Annotated in this window: 16 protein-coding genes and 1 riboswitch; of the genes, 8 read left to right on the top strand and 8 right to left on the bottom strand. The window is 59.8% G+C overall.

The annotated features are described in order from the left end of the window. Nucleotides 1-9 precede the first annotated feature (9 nt). Nucleotides 10-1,023, top strand: coding sequence for a tRNA (adenosine(37)-N6)-threonylcarbamoyltransferase complex transferase subunit TsaD (tsaD, locus tag AACV31_RS15900; protein ID WP_075198031.1), 1,014 nt, complete (start codon nucleotides 10-12; stop codon nucleotides 1,021-1,023). A gap of 39 nt (nucleotides 1,024-1,062) precedes the next feature. On the opposite strand, the gene plsY is transcribed toward tsaD, so the two are convergent. Then, on the bottom strand, nucleotides 1,063-1,680 hold the full coding sequence (gene plsY, locus AACV31_RS15905; protein WP_015742467.1) for a glycerol-3-phosphate 1-O-acyltransferase PlsY: 618 nt from the start codon (nucleotides 1,678-1,680) through the stop codon (nucleotides 1,063-1,065). A 107-nt stretch (nucleotides 1,681-1,787) separates the two neighbouring features. Between plsY and folB the strand changes: the two genes are divergently transcribed. Then, the gene (gene folB, locus AACV31_RS15910) at nucleotides 1,788-2,147 is read left to right on the top strand and encodes a bifunctional dihydroneopterin aldolase/7,8-dihydroneopterin epimerase (RefSeq protein WP_007707315.1); all 360 of its coding nucleotides are present in this window, start codon (nucleotides 1,788-1,790) and stop codon (nucleotides 2,145-2,147) included. 127 nt (nucleotides 2,148-2,274) lie between these two features. Beyond that, complete coding sequence (gene bacA, locus AACV31_RS15915; protein WP_165155449.1) at nucleotides 2,275-3,093, top strand: undecaprenyl-diphosphate phosphatase; 819 nt, start codon at nucleotides 2,275-2,277, stop codon at nucleotides 3,091-3,093. A 5-nt stretch (nucleotides 3,094-3,098) separates the two neighbouring features. Here bacA and AACV31_RS15920 read toward each other — a convergent pair whose 3' ends face one another. Both AACV31_RS15920 and AACV31_RS15925 read right to left on the bottom strand, forming a co-directional pair. Beyond that, nucleotides 3,099-4,346, bottom strand: a complete 1,248-nt coding sequence (locus AACV31_RS15920; protein ID WP_165155447.1) for a multifunctional CCA addition/repair protein — start codon at nucleotides 4,344-4,346, stop codon at nucleotides 3,099-3,101. 95 nt (nucleotides 4,347-4,441) lie between these two features. Further along, nucleotides 4,442-5,056 carry a TIGR04211 family SH3 domain-containing protein gene (locus tag AACV31_RS15925; protein ID WP_007764052.1) on the bottom strand — a complete coding sequence of 205 codons (615 nt, stop codon included), beginning with the start codon at nucleotides 5,054-5,056 and terminating at the stop codon, nucleotides 4,442-4,444. A gap of 250 nt (nucleotides 5,057-5,306) precedes the next feature. Between AACV31_RS15925 and AACV31_RS15930 the strand changes: the two genes are divergently transcribed. The 3 genes from AACV31_RS15930 to hldE all read left to right on the top strand — a co-directional run bounded on the left by AACV31_RS15930 (nucleotide 5,307) and on the right by hldE (nucleotide 10,960). Next, nucleotides 5,307-6,608, top strand: coding sequence for a CYTH domain-containing protein (locus AACV31_RS15930; RefSeq protein ID WP_165155445.1), 1,302 nt, complete (start codon nucleotides 5,307-5,309; stop codon nucleotides 6,606-6,608). Between the two features lie 19 nt (nucleotides 6,609-6,627). Further along, on the top strand, nucleotides 6,628-9,465 hold the full coding sequence (gene glnE / locus AACV31_RS15935; RefSeq protein WP_165155443.1) for a bifunctional [glutamate--ammonia ligase]-adenylyl-L-tyrosine phosphorylase/[glutamate--ammonia-ligase] adenylyltransferase: 2,838 nt from the start codon (nucleotides 6,628-6,630) through the stop codon (nucleotides 9,463-9,465). Between the two features lie 67 nt (nucleotides 9,466-9,532). Then, complete coding sequence (hldE, locus tag AACV31_RS15940; protein WP_007764038.1) at nucleotides 9,533-10,960, top strand: bifunctional D-glycero-beta-D-manno-heptose-7-phosphate kinase/D-glycero-beta-D-manno-heptose 1-phosphate adenylyltransferase HldE; 1,428 nt, start codon at nucleotides 9,533-9,535, stop codon at nucleotides 10,958-10,960. Between the two features lie 51 nt (nucleotides 10,961-11,011). Here hldE and ubiK read toward each other — a convergent pair whose 3' ends face one another. After that, nucleotides 11,012-11,374 carry a ubiquinone biosynthesis accessory factor UbiK gene (gene ubiK / locus AACV31_RS15945; protein ID WP_165155441.1) on the bottom strand — a complete coding sequence of 121 codons (363 nt, stop codon included), beginning with the start codon at nucleotides 11,372-11,374 and terminating at the stop codon, nucleotides 11,012-11,014. Between the two features lie 123 nt (nucleotides 11,375-11,497). Beyond that, a riboswitch (FMN riboswitch) is annotated at nucleotides 11,498-11,682 on the top strand. Nucleotides 11,683-11,789: 107 nt separating this feature from the next. On the opposite strand from ubiK, the gene ribB reads away from it, so the two are divergent. Continuing rightward, a complete protein-coding gene (gene ribB, locus AACV31_RS15950) occupies nucleotides 11,790-12,443 on the top strand; it encodes a 3,4-dihydroxy-2-butanone-4-phosphate synthase (RefSeq protein ID WP_012123813.1) in 654 nt (217 codons plus the stop codon). Between the two features lie 66 nt (nucleotides 12,444-12,509). Here the strand turns inward: ribB and zupT are convergent, their stop codons facing one another. Then, nucleotides 12,510-13,286 (bottom strand): zinc transporter ZupT, encoded by a 777-nt coding sequence (zupT, locus tag AACV31_RS15955; protein ID WP_007701639.1) that lies wholly within the window; start codon nucleotides 13,284-13,286, stop codon nucleotides 12,510-12,512. A gap of 191 nt (nucleotides 13,287-13,477) precedes the next feature. Here zupT and ygiD point away from each other — a divergent pair, with 191 nt between their 5' ends. Continuing rightward, nucleotides 13,478-14,269 (top strand): 4,5-DOPA dioxygenase extradiol, encoded by a 792-nt coding sequence (ygiD, locus tag AACV31_RS15960; protein WP_075198025.1) that lies wholly within the window; start codon nucleotides 13,478-13,480, stop codon nucleotides 14,267-14,269. Between the two features lie 28 nt (nucleotides 14,270-14,297). Here ygiD and AACV31_RS15965 read toward each other — a convergent pair whose 3' ends face one another. The 3 genes from AACV31_RS15965 to tolC all read right to left on the bottom strand — a co-directional run bounded on the left by AACV31_RS15965 (nucleotide 14,298) and on the right by tolC (nucleotide 17,758). Continuing rightward, complete coding sequence (locus AACV31_RS15965; RefSeq protein WP_007764023.1) at nucleotides 14,298-15,458, bottom strand: glutathionylspermidine synthase family protein; 1,161 nt, start codon at nucleotides 15,456-15,458, stop codon at nucleotides 14,298-14,300. Nucleotides 15,459-15,461: 3 nt separating this feature from the next. Beyond that, the gene (locus tag AACV31_RS15970; protein ID WP_015742454.1) at nucleotides 15,462-16,121 is read right to left on the bottom strand and encodes a DUF1190 family protein; all 660 of its coding nucleotides are present in this window, start codon (nucleotides 16,119-16,121) and stop codon (nucleotides 15,462-15,464) included. Between the two features lie 149 nt (nucleotides 16,122-16,270). Next, complete coding sequence (tolC, locus tag AACV31_RS15975; RefSeq protein WP_075198024.1) at nucleotides 16,271-17,758, bottom strand: outer membrane channel protein TolC; 1,488 nt, start codon at nucleotides 17,756-17,758, stop codon at nucleotides 16,271-16,273. Nucleotides 17,759-17,777 lie beyond the last annotated feature (19 nt).

Below are 17,777 nucleotides of genomic sequence, written 5' to 3' on the forward strand. Positions count from 1 at the left end.
AGAAAAACCATGCGTGTACTGGGAATTGAGACATCCTGTGATGAAACCGGCATCGCGATTTATGACGATGAAAACGGGTTATTAGCCAACCAATTGTATAGTCAGGTAAAACTGCATGCCGATTACGGCGGCGTCGTGCCTGAACTGGCCTCGCGCGATCACGTGCGTAAAACCGTGCCCCTGATCCAGGCCGCGATAAAAGAAGCGGGTCTGACGGCGAAGGATATCGACGCGGTGGCGTATACCGCAGGGCCAGGCCTTGTGGGCGCGCTGTTAGTCGGCGCGACGGTCGGCCGCGCGCTGGCGTTCGCCTGGGATGTGCCGGCGGTGCCGGTGCACCATATGGAAGGCCATCTGCTGGCGCCGATGTTAGAAGACAATCCGCCCGCGTTTCCTTTCGTGGCGCTGCTGGTCTCCGGCGGCCATACGCAGCTTATCAGCGTCACCGGTATCGGCCAGTATGAACTGCTGGGCGAATCTATTGACGACGCCGCGGGCGAAGCCTTCGACAAAACGGCCAAGCTGCTGGGGCTCGATTACCCGGGCGGCCCGATGCTGTCGAAAATGGCGGCGCAGGGCACCGCAGGGCGCTTTACCTTCCCGCGTCCGATGACCGACCGTCCGGGCCTTGATTTCAGCTTCTCCGGGCTGAAAACCTTCGCGGCGAATACGATCCGCGATAACGGCACCGACGATCAGACCCGCGCCGACATTGCGCGCGCGTTTGAAGATGCGGTCGTCGATACCCTGATGATCAAATGCCGCCGTGCGCTGGATCAGACCGGCTTTAAACGCCTGGTGATGGCGGGTGGTGTGAGCGCTAACCGCACGCTGCGCGCGCGCCTTGCGGAAATGATGCAAAAACGCGGCGGCGAAGTGTTCTATGCGCGCCCGGAATTCTGCACCGATAACGGCGCGATGATCGCTTATGCGGGCATGGTGCGTCTGAAAGCGAAAGGCGAAGCGGGGCTTGGCGTGACCGTGCGTCCGCGCTGGCCGCTGGCGGAGCTGCCCGCCGCGTAAGGCGTCAGCACACAGGCATAAAGAAAAAGGAGTGAATCATCACTCCTTTTTTTGTGGCCGCTTTTTGCGAAACCGGCTCCAGATTTTACTTTCCTGGCCGCGCCACAGGCGCTGAATATTATCGTGATGACGCAGCAGGATAAGACAGGAGAGCATCGCCACCGGGAACGTAAACTGCGGTTTAAACCACCAGACATAAAACGGCGCCACCAGCGCGCTGATAATCGCGCCCAGCGACGAGTAACCGCTCAACAACACCGTCAGAAACCAGGTGCCGGCCATCACGCCGGTAAGATCCCAGCCGATAGGCGCAATCGCGCCAAACGCCGTCGCCACACCTTTACCGCCGCGAAAATGGAAAAAGACCGGCCAGATATGGCCCAGACAGGCGGCGATGGCGATAAGCCCCAGCCAGAACGGCGTCACGCCCAGCGCATACGCGCCCCAGACGGGCAGCATGCCTTTCAGCACGTCGAATATCAGTACCGCTACGGCTGCTCCCTTGCCGCCAATCCGCAGGACGTTGGTCGCTCCGGGGTTGCCGGAACCGCTGTCACGAGGGTCGGGGAGACCTGCGATGCGGCAGACCAGAATGGCGCTGGAGATCGAGCCGCAAAGGTACGCGAGGAGGATCATTCCAGGCGCGATTGCACTCATAACGCTGTTCCGTTGTGAAAATGTCGTTGTATTCTCTGCATCTGTGGATAATACGCATATTTTGCCGGAAGTGGTATCCGGCGGGGCTAAAAACAGGCAGGGCCGTGATGGACATAGTATTTATAGAGCAACTTTCGGTAATCACCACTATTGGCGTTTACGACTGGGAACAGACCATCGAGCAGAAACTGGTGTTCGATATCGAAATCGGCTGGGACAACCGGGCGGCGGCGGCGAGCGATGACGTGCGCGACTGTCTGAGCTACGCTGACGTCACGCAGGCGGTGCTGGAGCATGTCGGTAACGGCCGTTTCGCGCTGGTGGAACGGGTGGCGGAAGAGGTGGCGGAGATCATTCTGACGCGCTTTAACGCTCCCTGGGTACGCATCAAATTAAGCAAGCCAGGCGCGGTGGCGCAGGCCGCGAACGTCGGCGTTATGATTGAGCGTAGCAATAATCCGAATTAAAACATTTAAATTCATAATGAGTAAACCAAACGCGGGTATACCGGTCATAATGCAGGAACTTACGCGGCCGTCGCGCTGACTGCCGCGTTTTTTAGCGCTTATTTTTTGGGGTACGAGGGTTTACTGAATGACTGATATGCACTCGCTGCTGGTGGCGGCGATCCTGGGCATTGTTGAAGGGCTCACCGAATTCCTGCCGGTTTCCAGTACCGGTCATATGATTATCGTGGGCCACCTGCTGGGGTTTGAAGGCGACACCGCGAAAACCTTTGAGGTGGTTATCCAGTTGGGTTCCATTCTGGCGGTCGTCGTGATGTTCTGGCGTCGCCTGTTCGGGCTCATCGGCATTCACTTCGGGAATCCGCCGCATGAAGGGCTTGGCAAGGGCCGCCTCTCGCTCATTCACATTCTGCTCGGTATGGTGCCGGCGGTGGTGCTTGGCCTGGCGTTCCACGATTTCATCAAATCGCTGTTTAACCCGATCAATGTGACCTATGCGCTGGTGGCCGGCGGCGTGCTGCTGATTATCGCTGAAGTGTTCAAACCGAAAGAACCCAAAGCGCCGGGGCTTGATGATATGACCTATCGCCAGGCGTTTTTCATCGGCTGCTTCCAGTGCCTCGCGCTGTGGCCGGGCTTCTCGCGCTCCGGCGCGACTATCTCCGGCGGTATGCTGGTGGGCGTCAGCCGCTACGCGGCCTCTGAGTTTTCGTTCCTGCTCGCCGTGCCGATGATGATGGGCGCCACCGCGCTGGATCTCTATAAAAGCATGGGCTTCCTGACGATGGCGGACCTGCCGATGTTCGCGGTCGGTTTTGTCACTGCCTTCGTCGTGGCGCTGGTAGCGATCAAAACCTTCCTGCACATCATCAAACGTATCTCTTTTATTCCTTTCGCGATCTACCGTTTCATCGTTGCCGCTGCGGTTTACGCGGTCTTCATGTAAACGTCTTAGCCCTCAGCCGCAGGCTGGGGGCATCGCGCTTCCTTCCAGGCCGCCACCGCGCGAATACGCCGTTTTGTCAGCTCTTCCCGAATCGCGGGGCCGGTAAAGCCAGCTTCTACCACCTCTTTTGGCGATACCGCGCGCGCCACTTCCCACGCTTCGCGCAGCAGCCGCGCCTGCGGATAATCTTTCGCTTCAAAGCCGGTGCGTCCGCGCACGTCCGCTTCGCTGGTGATGGCAATCTGTTCAACGCGTTGCGGCTTGCGCCAGGCGTCTATTGAATCAAACAGGCCCACAATCGTACGCGGCTTCAATACCGGAAAGGTATGAATCAGGTCGTGGAATTCGGCCACCAGCTTCGCGAGATCGCGAATGTCGTTCGGCACGCGCAGCCGCTGGCAGACTTGCCCCACAAGGTGTACGCCCGCCGGGCCGTGACCGTGATGGCGCGGCCAGAGGTGCGGCGGCGTCAGGCCTTTACCGAGATCGTGGCACAGCGCGGCAAAACGCACGTCCACCGCCGGGCTTAACATCGCGGCCATGGAGAGCGTCATCAGCGTATGAATGCCGGTGTCGATTTCCGGGTGCCATTTGGCCGGAGCCGGGACGCCGAACAGCTTATCGACTTCCGGGAACAGTACTTTCAGCGCGTCGCACTCGCGCAGCATCAGGAAGTAGATTTGCGGGTTACGGGTGGTCAGCGCGCTTTCCGTTTCTTTCCAGACGCGCTCCGGCGTCAGGTGCTCCAGTTCGCCCTTCTCCGCCATCTCGCGCATCAGCGCCAGCGTTTCCGGCGCGATGCGAAACCCGAGGTGAGCGTAACGCGCGGCGAAGCGGGCCACGCGCAGCACGCGCAGCGGATCTTCGTTAAAGGCGGGGGAGACATGACGCAGCAGGCGCGCTTTTAGATCGTCGCAGCCGTGGTAAGGGTCGATAAATTCGCCGCAATCGTCCTGAGCGATGGCGTTAATGGTGAGATCGCGGCGCTGTAAATCCTGCTCCAGCGTCACGTCCGGCGCGGCATAGCAGGTAAAGCCGGTATAACCCTGGCCAGATTTCCGTTCGGTGCGCGCCAGCGCGTACTCTTCATGGGTTTGCGGGTGCAGAAACACCGGAAAATCTTTGCCGACCTGCTGATACCCAAGCTCCAGCATCTGGGCGGGCGTGGCGCCCACGACCACCCAGTCTCTGTCCTTTACCGGCAGCCCTAACAGGGCATCACGCACCGCACCACCAACCAGATAACTCTTCACGCATTCCACTCCGACATCGATTCAGCCGACAGATAATACGTTAAGTGTAGAGGAGATGGTGAGCGAAAAGGGCAGCGGGCGCTGCCCTGAGAGGTTTAGTTCATCCAGCGGTCTTTGCGCTTGCGGCTTGGGATCATGTGCGGCAGCAGTAAACCGAGCAGCAGGCCGACGCCCAGCACGCCGCCGCCATACATAAACCACTGCATGATGATGGTGCGCTGTTTATCATCGATCTGAATATTGGCGGCGTTCACTTTCTTCTGCGCCACGATAAGCTCGTTTCTGAGCTTTTGATTTTCATCTTTCAGGCCGTTGATGATGCCGTCGCTGGCGGCGACTTTCTTTTGCATCTCCGCCGTGCGCTGATTCCACGTGGTGTCGATATTCGTCAGTTTATCGGTCAGGGTTTTGACCTGATTTTCCAGCTCCGGCACGCGGGTGCGCAGGCTGGGCTCGCTTTTCAGCTGCTCCAGCGGGATCCACGATGTGCGGCCACTGGTATCACGAATCTGTCCATATTTGCCGTTACTTTCGAGCAGTGCGACTTCTTCGCCGGCATTGACCGTGCCGACCAGGCGGTAATTGTCACCGGGGCCGCTACGCACCCAAGTGTTGAGTTCATCCGAGACATAGCGTTTTTCTTCGGCAACGGCCTGGAAAGTGACGCTAAGCGCAAGCAGGGAAAGGCAAATCAGACGTAATTTGTGCATCAGTTGGTCGTTATTGTCGTTGAAAGTGGAACGATAGTAGTGGCATCAGTCTGACGATGCAAAGCGTAAACCTGAATGGGAATCTTCCTGGTCAGCCTGTCGCCTGCCACCGCGGCAAATTTCGTATTTTGATGGCGTCAAAAAGCCTCAAACATGGCATTTTTTCGCAAAATACTATCTACTGACAGATACCAGGCTATTAAGTTCGCTGGAGTTTTCTTCAGTGTGACTCAACGAGTAAAGCAGAGACATGGCTCAGGAAATCGAACTCAAATTTATCGTCGACCCCGAACAGATTGACGCGCTGCGCGCCGCGCTGAACGCCCTTGAGGCCGAACACAGCGACCCGCGCCAGCTGCTCAACATCTATTACGAAACCGCGGACAACCAGTTGCGCCGTCACGATATGGGGCTGCGCGTTCGCGGCGATAATGGCCGTTATGAGATGACCATGAAAGTGGCTGGCCGCACGACCGGCGGGCTGCATCAGCGTCCGGAATATAATGTCGCGCTGGAATCCCCGGAGCTTGCGCTCACGCGCTTCCCGGCGGACGTCTGGCCCGAAGGGCTGTCGCCCGAGACGTTGCAGACGGCGGTGCAGCCGCTGTTCAGCACCGATTTCGCGCGTGAAAAGTGGATGGTTACTTACGGTGAAAGCCGCATTGAGCTGGCGCTTGATCGCGGCGAAGTGAAAGCCGGCGAGCTGGCGGAGCCTATCTGCGAGCTGGAGCTGGAACTGCTTCAGGGCGAGGCGGCCGACGTACTGAAGTTCGCCCGTCAGCTGGTCGCGAAACCGGGCCTGCGTCAGGGGAGCCTCAGCAAAGCGGCGCGCGGCTATCACCTGGCGCAAGGGAATCCTGAACGCCCGCTGCGTCCGCTAACGCTTCTTAAAGCGCCTGCGAAAATGACTGTCGAGCAGGGGCTTGAGGCGTCGCTGGAGTGGGCGCTCGATCACTGGCTGTACCACGAAGAGCTGTGGCTGCGCGGCAACGACAAAGCGAAGCAGCAGGTGCGAGAGGCGATTGCGCTGGTGCGCCATACGCTGGCGCTGTTCGGCGGCATCGTTCCGCGAAAAGCGAGTACTCGCTTACGTGACCTGCTGACCCAGTGCGAGGCGACGCTTGCGACCGACGCGTCGGCCCAGACGGTCGCTTTCAGCGCTATTCAGGCCTCTGCGCGCCTGGCGCTCACCGAATGGCTGATCTTCCGCGGCTGGCAGCCTTTCCTTGATGAAAAGGGCCGTCAGAAGATGGCGGATTCCTGGAAACGCTTTGCCGATATTAACCTCTCGCGCCACGCCGCCGAGCTGAAAGCCGCGTTTGGCCAGCCGCTCGGCGACCGCTACGTTGATCAGCTGCCGCGTCTTGCGCGCGAACTGGACGCGCTGCGTCTGCTGGCGGGCGTCTATGACGAAACCGTCGCGCTGTTCTGGCTCGATAACTGGCAGGGGCTGCGTCACGCCATCGAAACCGGCCAGCGTATTGAAATTGAACACTTCCGTAATGAGGCTATCTCGCAGGCGCCGTTCTGGCGGCACAGCGGGAAAGTGTAAATAACCACAGGAAACCCGCATGACGCCGCTCTCCCTCCCTTTGCAACAGCACTGGCAAGCCGTGGTGGAGCGGCTGCCTTTTGATACCGCCGCACTCAGCGATGAGGCGCGCGCGGTGCTGACCTTCAGCGATTTCGTGCGCGAGGCGCTCAGCGCGCACCCGGAATGGCTGAGTGAACTGGAAGCCGCGCCGCCCGCGCCTGACGAATGGCGTCACTATCCCGCCTGGCTTCAGAGCGTGCTTGCGGACGTTAACGACGAGGCGGCGCTGATGCGCGCGCTGCGCCAGTTCCGCCGCCGGATGATGACGCGGATCGCCTGGTCGCAGACGCTGAAACAGGCCACCACGCAGCAGACGCTCACGCAGCTTAGTCAGCTTGCGGAAACCCTTATCGTCGCCGCGCGCGACTGGCTTTACGCCGCCTGCTGTCGCGAATGGGGCACGCCATGCAACGCGCAGGGCGTCCCACAGCCGCTGATGATCCTTGGTATGGGGAAACTCGGCGGCGGCGAGCTCAACTTTTCTTCGGATATCGATCTTATCTTCGCCTGGCCGGAAGGCGGCTCGACGCAGGGCGGTCGGCGCGAGCTGGATAACGCCCAGTTTTTCACGCGTCTTGGCCAGCGGCTCATTAAAGCGCTCGACCAGCCCACGCAGGACGGTTTTGTCTACCGCGTGGACATGCGCCTGCGCCCCTTCGGCGACAGCGGCCCGCTGGTGCTGAGCTTCGCCGCGCTTGAGGATTACTACCAGGAGCAGGGGCGCGACTGGGAGCGCTACGCGATGGTGAAAGCGCGCATCATGGGCGACACCGACGACGCCTGGAGCCAGGAGCTGCGCGCCATGCTGCGGCCGTTCATCTTCCGCCGCTATATCGATTTCAGCGTGATTCAGTCGCTGCGTAATATGAAGGGCATGATTGCCCGCGAGGTGCGCCGCCGGGGGCTGACCGATAACATCAAGCTCGGCGCGGGCGGCATCCGCGAAACCGAATTTATCGCCCAGGTGTTCCAGCTGATCCGCGGCGGGCGTGAGCCGTCCTTACAGCAACGCTCGCTGCTGCCGACGCTTGAGGCGATTGAACATCTGCATCTGCTTTCCTCTGACGACGCCGCCTGCCTGCGGGACGCCTATCTCTTCCTGCGGCGTCTCGAAAACCTGCTGCAAAGCATTAACGATGAACAAACCCAGACGCTGCCGGGCGACGCGCTTAACCGCGCGCGTCTGGCGTGGGCGATGGACGAAGCGCGCTGGGAGGCGCTCAGCGCGCGGCTGGATCGCCATATGGCGGGCGTGCGCCGCGTCTTTAACGAGCTTATCGGCGATGAAGAGCCGGGCACGGGCGAAGAGGCGCTGAACGAAGGCTGGCGCGAGCTGTGGCATGACGCGCTGGATGCCGACGACGACGCGCCGGTGCTGAGCGCGTTAGGGGCGGAAGGCCGGATGCGGTTCCTCGCGACGCTCGCGGATTTTCGCAAAGAGACCGAAAAGCGCACCATTGGCCCGCGCGGGCGTCAGGTGCTCGATAACCTGATGCCGCCCCTGCTGAGCGCCGTCTGCGCAAGCCCTGACGACGCGGCGCTGGCGCTCTCCCGCGTGACGCCGCTGCTCACCGGCATTGTCACCCGCACCACCTATCTCGAGCTGTTAAGCGAATATCCCGGCGCGCTGAAGCACTTAATCCGCCTGTGCGCCGCCTCGCCGATGGTCGCAAGCCAGCTGGCGCGCTACCCGCTGCTGCTTGATGAACTGCTCGACCCGAATACGCTCTATCAGCCGACGGCGATGGATGCCTACCGCGATGAACTGCGCCAGTATCTGCTGCGCGTGCCGGATGACGACGAAGAGCAACAGCTTGAGGCGTTGCGGCAGTTTAAACAGGCGCAACTGCTACGTGTGGCCGCGGCGGATATCGCCGGTACGCTGCCGGTGATGAAAGTGAGCGATCACTTAACCTGGCTTGCCGAGGCAATCATCGACGCGGTGGTACAGCAGGCGTGGGACCATATGGTGGCGCGCTACGGCCAGCCGACGCATCTGCGCGAACGCGACGGCCGCGGTTTCGCGGTGGTGGGCTATGGCAAACTCGGCGGCTGGGAGCTCGGCTACAGCTCCGATCTCGATTTAGTCTTCCTGCACGACTGTCCGGCGGAGGTGATGACCGACGGCGAGCGCGAGATCGACGGGCGCCAGTTCTATCTGCGCCTGGCGCAACGCATTATGCATCTCTTCAGCACCCGCACGTCGTCCGGCATTCTCTATGAAGTGGACGCCCGTCTGCGCCCGTCCGGCGCGGCCGGCATGCTGGTGACCACCGCGCAAGCGTTCGCCGATTACCAGAAAAACGAGGCCTGGACGTGGGAGCATCAGGCGTTAGTGCGCGCCCGTGTCGTCTACGGCGACAGGCCATTGCAGGCGCAGTTTGACGCCATTCGCCGTGAGGTGCTCGCCACCCCCCGCGACAACGACAAGCTGCAAACCGACGTGCGCGAGATGCGCGAGAAAATGCGCGCGCACCTGGGCCATAAACACCGCGATCGGTTTGATATCAAAGCCGATGAAGGCGGCATTACGGATATCGAATTTATTACGCAGTATCTGGTGCTGCGCTACGCGCCGGAGCAGCCGAAGCTGACGCGCTGGTCCGATAATGTGCGTATTCTTGAACTACTGGCGCAGCACGACATTATGCGCGAGGACGAAGCGAAAGCGCTCACGCACGCCTATGTCACCCTTCGCGATGAACTGCACCATCTGGCCTTGCAGGAACAGCCAGGGCATGTGGCGCAGACGGCGTTCGGGCCCGAGCGCGAACAGGTGCGCGACAGCTGGCGGCGCTGGCTGGCCCCGGCGTAACCGTGCGATTGCGCGTAACTGTGCTATCATCGCGCGCAAATTTTGGTGTCTCTCAGGAGAGTCAGGAATGAAAGTAACGCTGCCCGATTTTGAACGCGCAGGCGTCATGGTAGTAGGTGATGTGATGCTGGACCGCTACTGGTATGGCCCGACGAGCCGCATTTCGCCGGAAGCGCCGGTGCCGGTCGTGAAAGTGGAAACCATCGAAGAGCGCCCGGGCGGCGCGGCGAACGTGGCGATGAACATCGCGTCTCTCGGCGCCAGTTCGCGCCTGGTCGGCCTGACCGGTATTGACGATGCGGCGCGCGCGCTCAGCCAGTCACTCTCACAGGTGAACGTGAAGTGTGATTTCGTGTCAGTGCCGACGCATCCGACCATCACCAAGCTACGCGTGCTGTCGCGCAACCAGCAACTGATCCGCCTTGATTTCGAAGAGGGCTTCGACGGCGTGGATCCCGAGCCGCTGCACGAGCGCATCAACCAGGCGCTGGGGCAGATCGGCGCGCTGGTGCTTTCTGACTACGCCAAAGGCGCGCTCGCAAGTGTCCAGCAGATGATTCAGCTGGCGCGTAACGCGGGCGTTCCGGTACTTATCGATCCGAAAGGCACCGATTTTGAGCGCTATCGCGGCGCCACGCTCCTGACCCCGAACCTGTCTGAATTCGAAGCCGTGGCAGGAAAATGCAAAAACGAGCAGGAGATTGTCGAGCGCGGCATGAAAATCATCGCCGATTTCGATCTCAGCGCGCTGCTGGTGACCCGCTCGGAACAGGGTATGACGCTGCTGCAACCGGGCAAAGCGCCGTTCCACCTGCCGACGCAGGCGCAGGAAGTCTATGACGTGACCGGCGCGGGCGATACCGTGATTGGCGTGCTGGCGGCGACGCTGGCGTCCGGCAATTCGCTGGAAGAAGCCTGCTTCTTCGCCAACGCGGCGGCGGGCGTGGTGGTCGGCAAGCTCGGTACGTCAACCGTGTCGCCGGTGGAACTGGAAAACGCCGTGCGCGGGCGCTCGGAAACCGGCTTTGGCGTGATGAGCGAAGCGGCGCTGAAAGAAGCCGTGCTGGCGGCGCGCAAGCGCGGCGAGAAAGTGGTGATGACCAACGGCGTGTTCGACATTCTTCACGCAGGCCACGTCTCATATCTGGCGAATGCCCGCAAGCTTGGCGACCGTCTGATTGTGGCGGTCAACAGCGATGCCTCTACCCGACGTCTGAAAGGCGATACCCGTCCGGTAAACCCGCAGGAGCAGCGCATGATCGTGCTGGCCGCGCTGGAAGCGGTCGACTGGGTGGTGCCGTTTGAAGAAGACACGCCGCAGCGGCTTATCAGCGAAATTCTGCCGGATCTGCTGGTCAAAGGCGGCGACTATAAGCCTGAAGATATCGCTGGCAGTAAAGAGGTGTGGGCCAACGGCGGGGAGGTCATGGTGCTGAACTTCGAAGATGGCTGCTCGACTACCAACATCATTAAGAAGATCCAGAAGAACAGTTAAAGCCGTCTGGTGCGAACGCCCCTTGCCTGGCAGGGGGCGTTGTTGTTTCTGTCAGTCTTGCTTGTCGAGGCTGTCAACCGGCGGGATGGCAGGCGGCGGCGTCACGGCGGTGACGGGCGCGCTGGCGCTGCCTGCGGTCGCTGAAGTCTCTGCCGGTGCGGAGGTTGTGGTTGCGCCGCGGGATTCCAGCGCGGTCAGACGCTGCTCCAGCGCCGTCAGTTTCTCACGCGTGCGCAGCAGTACCTGCGTCTGCACGTCAAACTCCTCACGACTCACCAGATCCAGGCGAGACAGCTGGGCCTGCAGTACCTGGCGGATTTTCTTCTCAACATCTTCCCCGATCTCACGGATCCCTTTTGGCATCGATTCATGGACCTGACGGGCGATCTGTTCAATTTTTTTCGGGTCAATCATAGCGGTTTCCCTGATCTGGTATGGTCTGAAGAGTAATTGTAATCGCTGATCGGAAGGGTATAAACCGGAAATGTTTGAATCTCATGCATTGCCGACGATTATCAATGGCGTTATAGTTATTCCGCTTATTCTCAGGGCGGGGTGAAATTCCCCACCGGCGGTAAATCAGGCTGATCCTGCTTCTGCGCGAAAGCGTCAGACGAAAGGTAAACTGAAAGCCCGCGAGCGCTTCAGGTTGTTTCTGAAGGTCAGCAGATCCGGTGTAATTCCGGGGCCGACGGTTAAAGTCCGGATGGGAGAGAGTAACGATCTGCCTGGGCTTATGCCCACTCACGTTATTTTGCTTGCCGCTTGCCGGCACTCCTAAGACCGCCCTGATTCTGGTAATCCATATAATTAATGAGGTTTCTTTACCATGAATCAGACGCTTCTTTCTGCTTTTGGCACCGCTTTTGAACGCGTGGAAAACGCGATCGCCGCACTGCGCGAAGGGCGCGGCGTGATGGTGCTCGATGACGAGAACCGTGAAAACGAAGGCGACATGATTTTCGCCGCCGAAACCATGACTGTTGAACAGATGGCATTAACCATCCGTCACGGCAGCGGCATCGTCTGCCTGTGCCTGACCGAAGAACGCCGTAAACAGCTCGACCTGCCGATGATGGTGGAAAACAACACCAGCGCGTTCGGCACCGGCTTTACCGTGACTATCGAAGCGGCGCACGGCGTGACGACCGGCGTTTCCGCCGCCGACCGCATCACGACCATTCGCGCGGCGATTGCCGATGACGCGAAACCGTCCGATCTGCACCGTCCTGGGCACGTTTTCCCGCTGCGCGCGCAGCCGGGCGGCGTATTGACCCGCGGCGGCCACACCGAAGCGACCATCGATTTAGTCTCGCTGGCAGGCTTTAAACCAGCGGGCGTGTTGTGCGAGCTGACCAATGACGACGGTACTATGGCGCGTGCGCCAGAGTGCATCGCGTTTGCCCGCGAACACAATATGCCGGTCGTCACCATCGAAGATTTAGTGAGCTATCGCCAGGCGCAGGAGCGCAAAGCGAGCTGACAAAAAGCCCGGCGAGCGCCGGGCCTGAATGCTTCTGAAAAGCCCGGTCTGACCGGGCTTTTTTTATTAGCCGCTAAGGCCGCTGGTTTGCAGCAGCGTCAGGCTTAATCCCATCACCGACATGCCGCACAGCACGCCGTAGCTCGGGTTGTTATGCGGATCGATCTCTTTGGCAAGCGGCATCAGCTCATCTACCGACAACGCCACCATGATCCCGGCGACCGCCGCCATAATCGCCGCCATGACCACCGGCGACACCATCGTGCCAAGAATAAGCCACGCCAGTACCCCGCCCAGAATTTCAGCCATCCCGGAGAGCCCCGCCCAGATAACGGCTTTACGGCGCGAGCCTGTGGCCGCATAAACCGGGCCCGCTACCGCCAGCCCTTCCGGGATGTTGTGCAGCGCGACCGCGAGCGCAATCCCAAAGCCCAGCTCCAGATTAGTACTGGCCGTCACGTAGGTGGCGATACCTTCCGGAAAGTTATGCAGGCTGATGCCAAGCGTCAACAGGAGCGCGGTGCGTCGCAGGTTACGCGACGCATGAGCTGGCGGCGGATCGATAAGATCCTGCGGATGCGCGTGCGGTAGCAGACGATCGAGCGCGAAATAGCCCAGCAGGCCGACGATAAACATGCCATAGCCCAGCACCGGCGACATGCCTTCTTCGCCGAGCGCGGCGGGCAGCATTTCCATAAGTGAAATCAGCAGCATAATGCCTGCGGCAAAACCCAGAGAGAAAGCCAGCAGCCGGTTAGAGGGCTTCTGGCCGAGCACGCCGAGTAGCGCGCCGATAAACGTGGCGCCGCCCGCCAGTAAGGTCAGGATCAGAGGCACAGACATCGAACACTCCTTTTTGATAATGATTATCATTAATGTATCGAGCGGAACGGAAAAGTCGAGGCCCGTCCGTGGCTTTTACAGATTACTTACATTCAAATTTTCTGACGGTCTTCATCATGGTTATCTCCGTTCTTTCAGCGCGTAATCGGCGTAAGGTAAGTCCATTGATATTACCGTTTCAGGATAAAAAAATGACTCCGTCATCCCGTATGCCTGCACTGTTTCTGGGCCACGGCAGCCCGATGAACGTGCTGGAAGATAACCGTTATACCCGCGCCTGGCGCGAGCTTGGCGAAACGTTGCCGCGTCCGAAAGCCATTGTGATGGTTTCGGCCCACTGGTTTACGCGCGGCACCGGCGTGACCGCGATGGAACAGCCGCAAACCATTCACGATTTCGGCGGGTTCCCGCAGGCGCTGTACGATACCCATTATCCGGCCCCCGGCTCGCCAGCGCTGGCGCAGCGCGTCGTGGATCTTCTCGCGCCGCTGCCGGTTACGCTCGATAAAGACGCCTGGGGCTTTGACCACGGCGCCTGGGGCGTACTGATAAAAATGTATCCGCAGGCGGATATTCCGCTGGTGCAGCTGAGTATAGATAGCACCAAACCTCCGGTCTGGCACTATCAGATGGGCCGCCGCCTTGCCGCACTGCGTGACGAAGGCGTCATGCTGGTGACGAGCGGCAACGTCGTCCATAACCTGCGTACCGCACGGTGGCATGGGGAAGGTGAGCCGTACCCGTGGGCGGAGTCGTTCAATAACTTTGTCAAAGAAAACCTGACGTGGCGCGGCGAGGCGGCAGATCACCCGCTGGTCAACTATCTGGATCACCCCGGCGGCAGTCTGTCGAACCCGACGGCGGATCATTTCCTGCCGCTGCTGTACGCGCTCGGCACGTGGGACGGCACCGAAACAGTGAGCGTTCCGGTGGATGGTCTGGAAATGGCGTCATTAAGCATGCTGTCGGTGCAGGTGGGTTAACCATGGCGCCCCTGGGGCACCATCGCTTTTATTCCACAAACAGATGCGGGTAGAAGCGCGACAGATCCTGGGTTATCAGCGCCTTATCTTCACGAATACCGATCCCGGCGGGCTGGTCGTTGATAAGCCAGCTGCCGATAAGCGTATAGCTGTCACCAAATTTCGGCAGCGGGCAGAACTGCTGCACGATAGTGCCTTCTTCGCCATACGGGCCTTCCACCTGCTCGATGGTCTGGCCGTTTTCGATAATCGAGACGTTAGCGCCTTCGCGGGAAAAGAGGGGCTTCACCACATATTTTTCCATCGACGGTGGATTATCTTCGCTGAAGTAAGCTGGCAGCAGGTTAGGGTGGTTCGGGTAGAGCTCCCAGAGCAGCGGCAGCAACGCTTTGTTGGAGATGATGCTCTTCCATGCAGGTTCCAGCCAGCGCACGCCCGCGTCCTCCAGCTTGGTGGAGAACGTCTCGCGCAGCATGTACTCCCACGGATAAAGCTTAAACAGGTTGCTGATGACTTGATCCTGCAGATCGGTAAACTGTCCTTTTTCGCCAAGGCCGATATCTTCGATAAACAGAAAATCGTTCTCGATCCCGGCTTCGCTGGCGCAATCCTGTAAATACTGCACCGTGCCGCGATCCTCTACCGTATCGCGACAGCAGGCGAGATGCAGGCGGTTAAAGCCATATTGCGCTTTAAGCTCGCCGAAACGCTCGATGATCTTCTCCTGGAGGCTGTTGAACTGATCGCTGCCCTGCGGGAGGTTCCCGGCGCGCAGCTGATCTTCAAGCCAGATCCACTGAAAGAACGCCGCTTCATACAAAGAGGTCGGCGTATCGGCGTTATTTTCAAGAAGCTTCGGTTCGCCGCGTCCGTCCCAGGCGAGATCGAGACGCGAATAGAGCGACGGCTGGCCGCTGCGCCAGGACTGACGCACAAACTCCCACGTGTGCTTAGGAATGCGGAATTTGGTCATCAGCGCGTCGCTCGCAACCACTTTCTCGACGACCTGTAAGCACATCTGGTGCAGCTCGGCGGTCACGTCTTCGAGCTTTTCTACCTGCGCCAGCGTCAGCCGGTAGTAAGCGTCTTCGCACCAGTACGGCTCGCCGTACATCGTGTGAAAGTTAAAGCCGTATTCCGTTGCCTTTTCGCGCCAGTCCGGGCGCTCGCTGATAGCGATTCTTTCCATGTGTCAGCCGCCCATTGAACGAGAAGAGGAGGAACCTGCGGCACTGCGCTGCATCGTGGCCTGTTTCGCGACGGAATCGCCGAAACCGCCGCGGGTGATGGTTGAGGTGGTGGCCGGTTTCGGCGCCAGCGCGGTTTTCGGTACGTTCATGGTGCGGCCCGGCTGCGCGGCGCCGTAGTTGCGGCCGCTGGCGTCGGTGTATTTACCGTAAGCCGGGCTTGCCGGGTTGCGCGAGCTGAACAACGGCTGCTGGGCGAACCCCATGCCGCCGCCGCCCATCAGACGGCCCATCATGTAACCCGCCATGAGCGGCATCCACATGCTGCCGGTCTGCTGCGTGGCCTGGCTGGTATTGGTGTTATTGACCTGCTTGCACTGATCTTCGCCAAATTCTGCGACGCAGTCTTCACGCGTGGCGTATTTCGGCGCGGTGCGCTCCGCCTCTTTCAGGGCGTTGTTGTACGCGGTGGTGCATTCAGCGCTTTTGCCGGGGTTAGCGGTCGAGCAATCGTCCGCATTCTGATAAAGCTGCACGGTTTCGTCGTTCTTTTCACAACCGGCGAGCATAAACGCCGCCGTGACCGCGAAGGCCACCGGCGTTAAATGGCGCGCGTTCCAGCTTTTGCGAAACATCGCGCGGTTAATCTGTTTTGTCCGTTTCATGCCTGCATCCTGACCCAGTGGTATTGCACAGTTATGGTGCTCAGGATAGTGGATGAGTGGTTGAAATTAAAGCGGGGAGCCGGATGGCGCGGGGATCTTTACGTTGACTTACGTTCAGGCGGGAGGCGTACAGGCCTCCCGCGCAGACGTTACTGACGGAACGGATTGCTGCTGTTGCTATTGCCGCTGCGCGTTGCCGCGGCAGGCTGCATAGCGGAGGCTGAACCGCCGCTGTTAGTCATGTTATTCACGGCGGCATCCTGCTGCGGGTTTTCCGGCGCGACATTTTCAGGCGCGGTGGAAACTGGTTTGCCCAACGAGTTGTTCAGCGCGACCAGATCCTGCTCGTTGAGCGTACCCAGCGCAGATTTAATATTGAGCTGGTTGATCAGGTAGTTATAACGCGCGCTGGAGAGCTGCTGCTTGGCGTTGTACAGGGTGGTGGTCGCGTCCAGCACATCGACGATGGTACGCGTACCGACCGAGTAACCCGCTTCCATCGCATCAAGAGAGCTTTGCGCGGAAACGACCGCCTGCTCATACGCTTTGATGCTGCTGATGGAGGCGTTCACGTTGTTATACGAAGAACGCACGGTCTGTACCACGTTGCGGTGCGCGCTTTCCAGTTTCTCGCTGGCACCCACGAAGCTGTATTGCGCCTGTTTAACCTGAGAGGTGACCGAGCCGCCGCTGTAGAGCGGCAGATTGAAGCTCAGGCCGACGGAGTTCTGGCCGATTTTGCTGTCAGCGTAACGGCTTGCCGCCGCGCCGCTGGTATTGCTGCCGCTGTAATCGGTATCCGAGACGCTGCTGGACGCCGTTAAGCCGAGGGTCGGCATATGGCCGGTTTCGGCGTAGCGAATCTGCTCACGCGCCAGATCCTGGCTCAGACGGGCCTGCAACAGCGTCAGGTTGCGCTGTTCTGCTTCTTTCAGCAGCGCGTTGACGGCGGCCGGTTTGGTGGTTTTAAAGCTATCGACATTCAGCGACGCAAGCTGCGGATAGTAGTTGCCGGTTACCTGACGCAGCTGTTCCAGCGCGTTGTCGAGGTTATTACGCGCGGTCACTTCGTTCGCCAGCACGTTATCGTACTGCGCGCGGGCGTTCTGGACGTCGGTAATCGCCACCAGGCCTACGTTAAAGCGCTGGGTGGTTTGATCGAGCTGGCGGTAGATCGCCTGTTTCTGCGCTTCGGTGTAGGAGAGCGCGTCAATGGCGCTCAGCACCTGGAAATAGGCCGTCGCGGTGTTCAGCATCAGCGTCTGCTGATCGGTCTGATAGGTCACATCCTGAATGCCTGCGGTTTTTTCCTGCAGCGTCAGGGCGCGCCATTTGGACATATCGAAGATGGTCTGCGTTAACTGCAGCGAAGCGCTCTTGGCGGTGCTGTCGATGCCGTCGTTATCGCGAAAACCGCTATTATAGGTGTAATCTGCACCCAGGCCGAGCTGCGGAAGTAAAGGACTGCGGGCTTCGTTAATTTTTTCGAATGCGGCGTCGCGGTCAGCAGCGGAGCTGCGCAGGTCCGGGTTGCTTAAACGTGCCTGCTGGTAAACCTGCAACAGGTTTTCTGCCTGGCTCATGGCGCTGAAGCCCGTCAGGCTCAGGCCGATAAGGATGGGGAGCAGTTTCTTCATTTGCATTCCTTGTTGTGAA

It is taken from the genome of Cronobacter sp. EKM101R, assembly GCF_963888145.1.
Lineage (GTDB): Bacteria > Pseudomonadota > Gammaproteobacteria > Enterobacterales > Enterobacteriaceae > Cronobacter > Cronobacter turicensis.